Here is a 5,932-nt window from a genome sequence, read left to right as displayed (position 1 = left end):
CTTTAATAATTCACAGCCGATAAGCGTGGGCGTTTGAAGATGAGTACTTGATATTCGGGTGACCGAGTATCAAGTCTCTTGACTTTAAACGCTCACGGAAATATTTGATTGGAATCATGCAAAGAAATTTGTTGTGGTTTTAGTCGATTCCGTTGAGTAAAATCAAGATCGAACTGTAGAGTTTGATCCTGGCTCAGATTGAACGCTGGCGGCATGCCTTACACATGCAAGTCGAACGGTAACAGGTTAAGCTGACGAGTGGCGAACGGGTGAGTAATATATCGGAACGTGCCCAGTTGTGGGGGATAACTACTCGAAAGAGTGGCTAATACCGCATGACGACCTGAGGGTGAAAGCGGGGGATCGCAAGACCTCGCGCAATTGGAGCGGCCGATATCAGATTAGCTAGTTGGTGGGGTAAAAGCCCACCAAGGCCACGATCTGTAGCTGGTCTGAGAGGACGACCAGCCACACTGGGACTGAGACACGGCCCAGACTCCTACGGGAGGCAGCAGTGGGGAATTTTGGACAATGGACGAAAGTCTGATCCAGCCATGCCGCGTGCGGGAAGAAGGCCTTCGGGTTGTAAACCGCTTTTGTCAGGGAAGAAACGGGTTTCTGGCTAATACCCAGAAGCCTAATGACGGTACCTGAAGAATAAGCACCGGCTAACTACGTGCCAGCAGCCGCGGTAATACGTAGGGTGCAAGCGTTAATCGGAATTACTGGGCGTAAAGCGTGCGCAGGCGGTTATGCAAGACAGATGTGAAATCCCCGGGCTCAACCTGGGAACTGCATTTGTGACTGCATGGCTAGAGTACGGTAGAGGGGGATGGAATTCCGCGTGTAGCAGTGAAATGCGTAGATATGCGGAGGAACACCGATGGCGAAGGCAATCCCCTGGACCTGTACTGACGCTCATGCACGAAAGCGTGGGGAGCAAACAGGATTAGATACCCTGGTAGTCCACGCCCTAAACGATGTCAACTGGTTGTTGGGAGGGTTTCTTCTCAGTAACGTAGCTAACGCGTGAAGTTGACCGCCTGGGGAGTACGGCCGCAAGGTTGAAACTCAAAGGAATTGACGGGGACCCGCACAAGCGGTGGATGATGTGGTTTAATTCGATGCAACGCGAAAAACCTTACCTACCCTTGACATGTCAGAGATCCTGAAGAGATTTGGGAGTGCTCGAAAGAGAATCTGAACACAGGTGCTGCATGGCCGTCGTCAGCTCGTGTCGTGAGATGTTGGGTTAAGTCCCGCAACGAGCGCAACCCTTGTCATTAGTTGCTACGAAAGGGCACTCTAATGAGACTGCCGGTGACAAACCGGAGGAAGGTGGGGATGACGTCAGGTCATCATGGCCCTTATGGGTAGGGCTACACACGTCATACAATGGCCGGTACAGAGGGCTGCCAACCCGCGAGGGGGAGCTAATCCCAGAAAACCGGTCGTAGTCCGGATCGTAGTCTGCAACTCGACTGCGTGAAGTCGGAATCGCTAGTAATCGCGGATCAGCTTGCCGCGGTGAATACGTTCCCGGGTCTTGTACACACCGCCCGTCACACCATGGGAGCGGGTTCTGCCAGAAGTAGTTAGCCTAACCGCAAGGAGGGCGATTACCACGGCAGGGTTCGTGACTGGGGTGAAGTCGTAACAAGGTAGCCGTATCGGAAGGTGCGGCTGGATCACCTCCTTTCTAGAAGATGATCGAGCCACGGTTGAGTCACTTGTGACTGAGCATGAGCGAGATCCACATGTACTCAGATTTAAGCGCCCACACTTATCGGCTGTAATTCAACTGCAAGAGTGAATGAAGCGTGAGCCTGCGGAGCTGGCCTAGCAGTTGCAGAGACGGGGCAAGCTGCAGATCCGAGACGGGCCACGAGTGAATAACGCGTGGGTCTGTAGCTCAGTCGGTTAGAGCACCGTCTTGATAAGGCGGGGGTCGCTGGTTCGAATCCAGCCAGACCCACCACGGATTTGAAAATATCCGGGGGGATTAGCTCAGCTGGGAGAGCACCTGCTTTGCAAGCAGGGGGTCGTCGGTTCGATCCCGTCATCCTCCACCAACTCACATCTGATATCGATTCTGAGTTGACAAACCAAAGCATCCGCGTGCTGCAAGTGCGAGGGGTTGTTCTGGTTTGTCAGTTCAAATTGGCTGTTGTTCTTTAACAATTTGTAGAGTCGAATCAGCGCTGCTAGCGGAAAGCTTGAGGCTCTTGTAAAGGGAGTCTGAGCACCGTGCCGCTAGTAGCATTTTGATTGCGTCAAACATAGACTTCAACTAAGCAAGCAAATTGATTAGATTATGAAGAACGGCGTAACGCGTAAATACTCAATATACGTATAGACCGATGAAACGGGTTTGTACGAGTTCTTGACCGACACTGCAGTCAGCGGTGTCAAAGTTATAGGGTCAAGTGACTAAGTGCATGTGGTGGATGCCTAGGCGATTACAGGCGACGAAGGACGTGATAGCCTGCGATAAGCTTCGGGGAGCTGGCAAATTAGCTTTGATCCGGAGATTTCTGAATGGGGAAACCCACCGCGCGAGCGGTAACTCATGACTGAATACATAGGTCATGTGTGGCGAACCGGGTGAACTGAAACATCTCAGTAGCTCGAGGAAAAGACATCAACCGAGATTCCGAAAGTAGCGGCGAGCGAAATCGGAGTAGCCTTTACGTTTTAGCATCGTGTATATCAGAACGGAATGGAAAGTCCGGCCATAGCGGGTGATAGCCCCGTATGAAAAATGCTGCGGTGTGGAACTAAGCGCAAGACAGAGTAGGGCGGGACACGAGAAATCCTGTCTGAATATGGGGGGACCATCCTCCAAGGCTAAATACTCGTAATCGACCGATAGTGAACTAGTACCGTGAGGGAAAGGCGAAAAGAACCCCGGGAGGGGAGTGAAATAGATCCTGAAACCGCATGCATACAAAAAGTAGGAGCCCGCAAGGGTGACTGCGTACCTTTTGTATAATGGGTCAGCGACTTACATTCAGTGGCGAGGTTAACCGAATAGGGAAGCCGTAGAGAAATCGAGTCCGAATAGGGCGAATTAGTCGCTGGGTGTAGACCCGAAACCAAGTGATCTATCCATGGCCAGGATGAAGGTACCGTAACAGGTGCTGGAGGTCCGAACCGACTAATGTTGCAAAATTAGCGGATGAGCTGTGGATAGGGGTGAAAGGCTAAACAAACTTGGAAATAGCTGGTTCTCTCCGAAAACTATTTAGGTAGTGCCTCAAGTATTACCATCGGGGGTAGAGCACTGTTATGGCTAGGGGGTCATGGCGACTTACCAAACCATTGCAAACTCCGAATACCGATGAGTACAGCTTGGGAGACAGAGCACCGGGTGCTAACGTCCGGACTCAAGAGGGAAACAACCCAGACCGCCAGCTAAGGTCCCCAAAATTGGCTAAGTGGGAAACGAAGTGGGAAGGCTAAAACAGTCAGGATGTTGGCTTAGAAGCAGCCATCATTTAAAGAAAGCGTAATAGCTCACTGATCGAGTCGTCCTGCGCGGAAGATGTAACGGGGCTAAGCCAGTTACCGAAGCTGCGGATGTGCAATTTATTGCACGTGGTAGGAGAGCGTTCTGTAAGCCTGTGAAGGTGGGTTGTGAAGCCTGCTGGAGGTATCAGAAGTGCGAATGCTGACATGAGTAGCGTTAAAGGGGGTGAAAAGCCCCCTCGCCGAAAGCGCAAGGTTTCCTACGCAACGTTCATCGGCGTAGGGTGAGTCGGCCCCTAAGGCGAGGCAGAGATGCGTAGCTGATGGGAAACAGGTAAATATTCCTGTACCGATCTATAATGCGATGTGGGGACGGAGAAGGTTAGCTCAGCCGGCTGTTGGATGTCCCGGTTCAAGCGTGTAGTCGTGCCCTTTAGGCAAATCCGGAGAGCTTAGATGAGGCGTGATAACGAGTCTGCTTGCAGACGAAGTGAGTGATACCCTGCTTCCAGGAAAAGCCACTAAGCTTCAGCTTATAGATTGACCGTACCGCAAACCGACACTGGTGCGCGAGATGAGTATTCTAAGGCGCTTGAGAGAACTCTGGAGAAGGAACTCGGCAAATTGACACCGTAACTTCGGAAGAAGGTGTGCCTCTAGTAGTGAACCATTTACTTGGTGAGCAGAATGAGGCCGCAGAGAATCGGTGGCTGCAACTGTTTATTAAAAACACAGCACTCTGCAAAGACGAAAGTCGACGTATAGGGTGTGACGCCTGCCCGGTGCTGGAAGATTAAATGATGGGGTGCAAGCTCTTGACTGAAGTCCCAGTAAACGGCGGCCGTAACTATAACGGTCCTAAGGTAGCGAAATTCCTTGTCGGGTAAGTTCCGACCTGCACGAATGGAGTAATGATGGCCACACTGTCTCCTCCAGAGACTCAGCGAAGTTGAAATGTTTGTGATGATGCAATCTCCCCGCGGAAAGACGGAAAGACCCCATGAACCTTTACTGTAGCTTTACATTGGACTTTGAACAGACCTGTGTAGGATAGGTGGGAGGCTTTGAAGAGTGGACGCTAGTTTGCTTGGAGCCAACGTTGAAATACCACCCTGGTGTGTTTGAGGTTCTAACCTTGGTCCCGTTATCCGGGATTGGGGACAGTGTATGGTGGGCAGTTTGACTGGGGCGGTCTCCTCCCAAAGTGTAACGGAGGAGTTCGAAGGTACGCTAAATACGGTCGGAAATCGTGTTGATAGTGCATTGGCATAAGCGTGCTTGACTGCGAGACTGACAAGTCGAGCAGGTACGAAAGTAGGACAAAGTGATCCGGTGGTTCTGTATGGAAGGGCCATCGCTCAACGGATAAAAGGTACTCTGGGGATAACAGGCTGATACCGCCCAAGAGTTCATATCGACGGCGGTGTTTGGCACCTCGATGTCGGCTCATCTCATCCTGGGGCTGTAGCCGGTCCCAAGGGTATGGCTGTTCGCCATTTAAAGAGGTACGTGAGCTGGGTTTAAAACGTCGTGAGACAGTTTGGTCCCTATCTTCCGTGGGCGCTGCAAGATTGAGAGAGCCTGCTCCTAGTACGAGAGGACCGGAGTGGACGCACCTCTGGTGTATCGGTTGTCACGCCAGTGGCATCGCCGAGTAGCTAAGTGCGGAAGAGATAACCGCTGAAAGCATCTAAGCGGGAAACTCGTCTCAAGATGAGTCTTGCCGGGGCCTTGAGCCCCCTGAAGGGTCGTTCGAGACCAGGACGTTGATAGGCTGGGTGTGGAAGCGCAGTAATGCGTTAAGCTAACCAGTACTAATTGCCCGTGAGGCTTGACCCTATAACTTTGACTGTGCTTGAGCTTATGAAAAGCTATGGCTGTCAACAGAGAACAGTTGAGTAACACAGCACGTTATGCCGTTCTTCAGAAGTCTGAGCATTGAACGCAATCAAAATCAAAGCTGATTCGACGCGCAGTACACCAAATCTTGGTATACTGCGCAGACTCTACAAATTGGGCCTGATTGTTCGCAAAGAACAGTCAAGCCAACCAGTTAAGCCTGATGACCATAGCGAGGTGGTCCCACTCCTTCCCATCCCGAACAGGACAGTGAAATGCCTCAGCGCCGATGATAGTGCGGATTCCCGTGTGAAAGTAGGTCATCGTCAGGCTAATATCAGCAAAACGCCCGGTCAGCCGACCGGGCGTTTCTGTCTCCGCGCGCTACATCATGTGGTGTGAGGTCTTCAGCTACAAGCGACTGCGCGCAGTGTTTGTAAATGCGGATCAGCCTGGCTTCATGTCGGGTGATGCGAAGCAGAGGCCAGCAAGTGATGTGAATCGCATGCAATAGGTGTTGACGATAGTAAAAAAATCAGTCATAATCCCGCTTCTGCGCTGCTAGCGAATGCGTTAGTGGCTAAGCAAAAAACAAGAAGTTAGGCCTAGGCCAGACACTTGAGCT

The 5,932-nt window shown here is 51.5% G+C and carries 2 tRNA genes and 3 rRNA genes; all 5 read left to right on the top strand.

From position 1 onward, the window contains the following. Positions 1 to 170: 170 nt before the first annotated feature. The 5 genes from OD750_RS11265 (at position 171) to rrf (ending at position 5,639) form a co-directional block, all read left to right on the top strand. Positions 171 to 1,699, top strand: a 16S ribosomal RNA gene (locus tag OD750_RS11265). A gap of 202 nt (positions 1,700 to 1,901) precedes the next feature. Beyond that, a tRNA-Ile gene (locus OD750_RS11260) sits at positions 1,902 to 1,978 on the top strand. An 18-nt stretch (positions 1,979 to 1,996) separates the two neighbouring features. After that, positions 1,997 to 2,072, top strand: a tRNA-Ala gene (locus OD750_RS11255). A gap of 348 nt (positions 2,073 to 2,420) precedes the next feature. Further along, positions 2,421 to 5,307: ribosomal RNA gene (locus OD750_RS11250) — 23S ribosomal RNA — on the top strand. A gap of 219 nt (positions 5,308 to 5,526) precedes the next feature. Then, a 5S ribosomal RNA gene (rrf, locus tag OD750_RS11245) occupies positions 5,527 to 5,639 on the top strand. Together the 16S, 23S and 5S rRNA genes with 2 tRNA genes alongside form the textbook arrangement of a ribosomal RNA operon. Positions 5,640 to 5,932 lie beyond the last annotated feature (293 nt).

This window comes from Tahibacter soli (assembly GCF_025717065.2).
Lineage (GTDB): Bacteria > Pseudomonadota > Gammaproteobacteria > Xanthomonadales > Rhodanobacteraceae > Tahibacter > Tahibacter soli.
The sequence above is the reverse complement of the archived record's forward strand: the minus strand, read 5'-3'. Positions and strand labels throughout refer to the sequence as shown.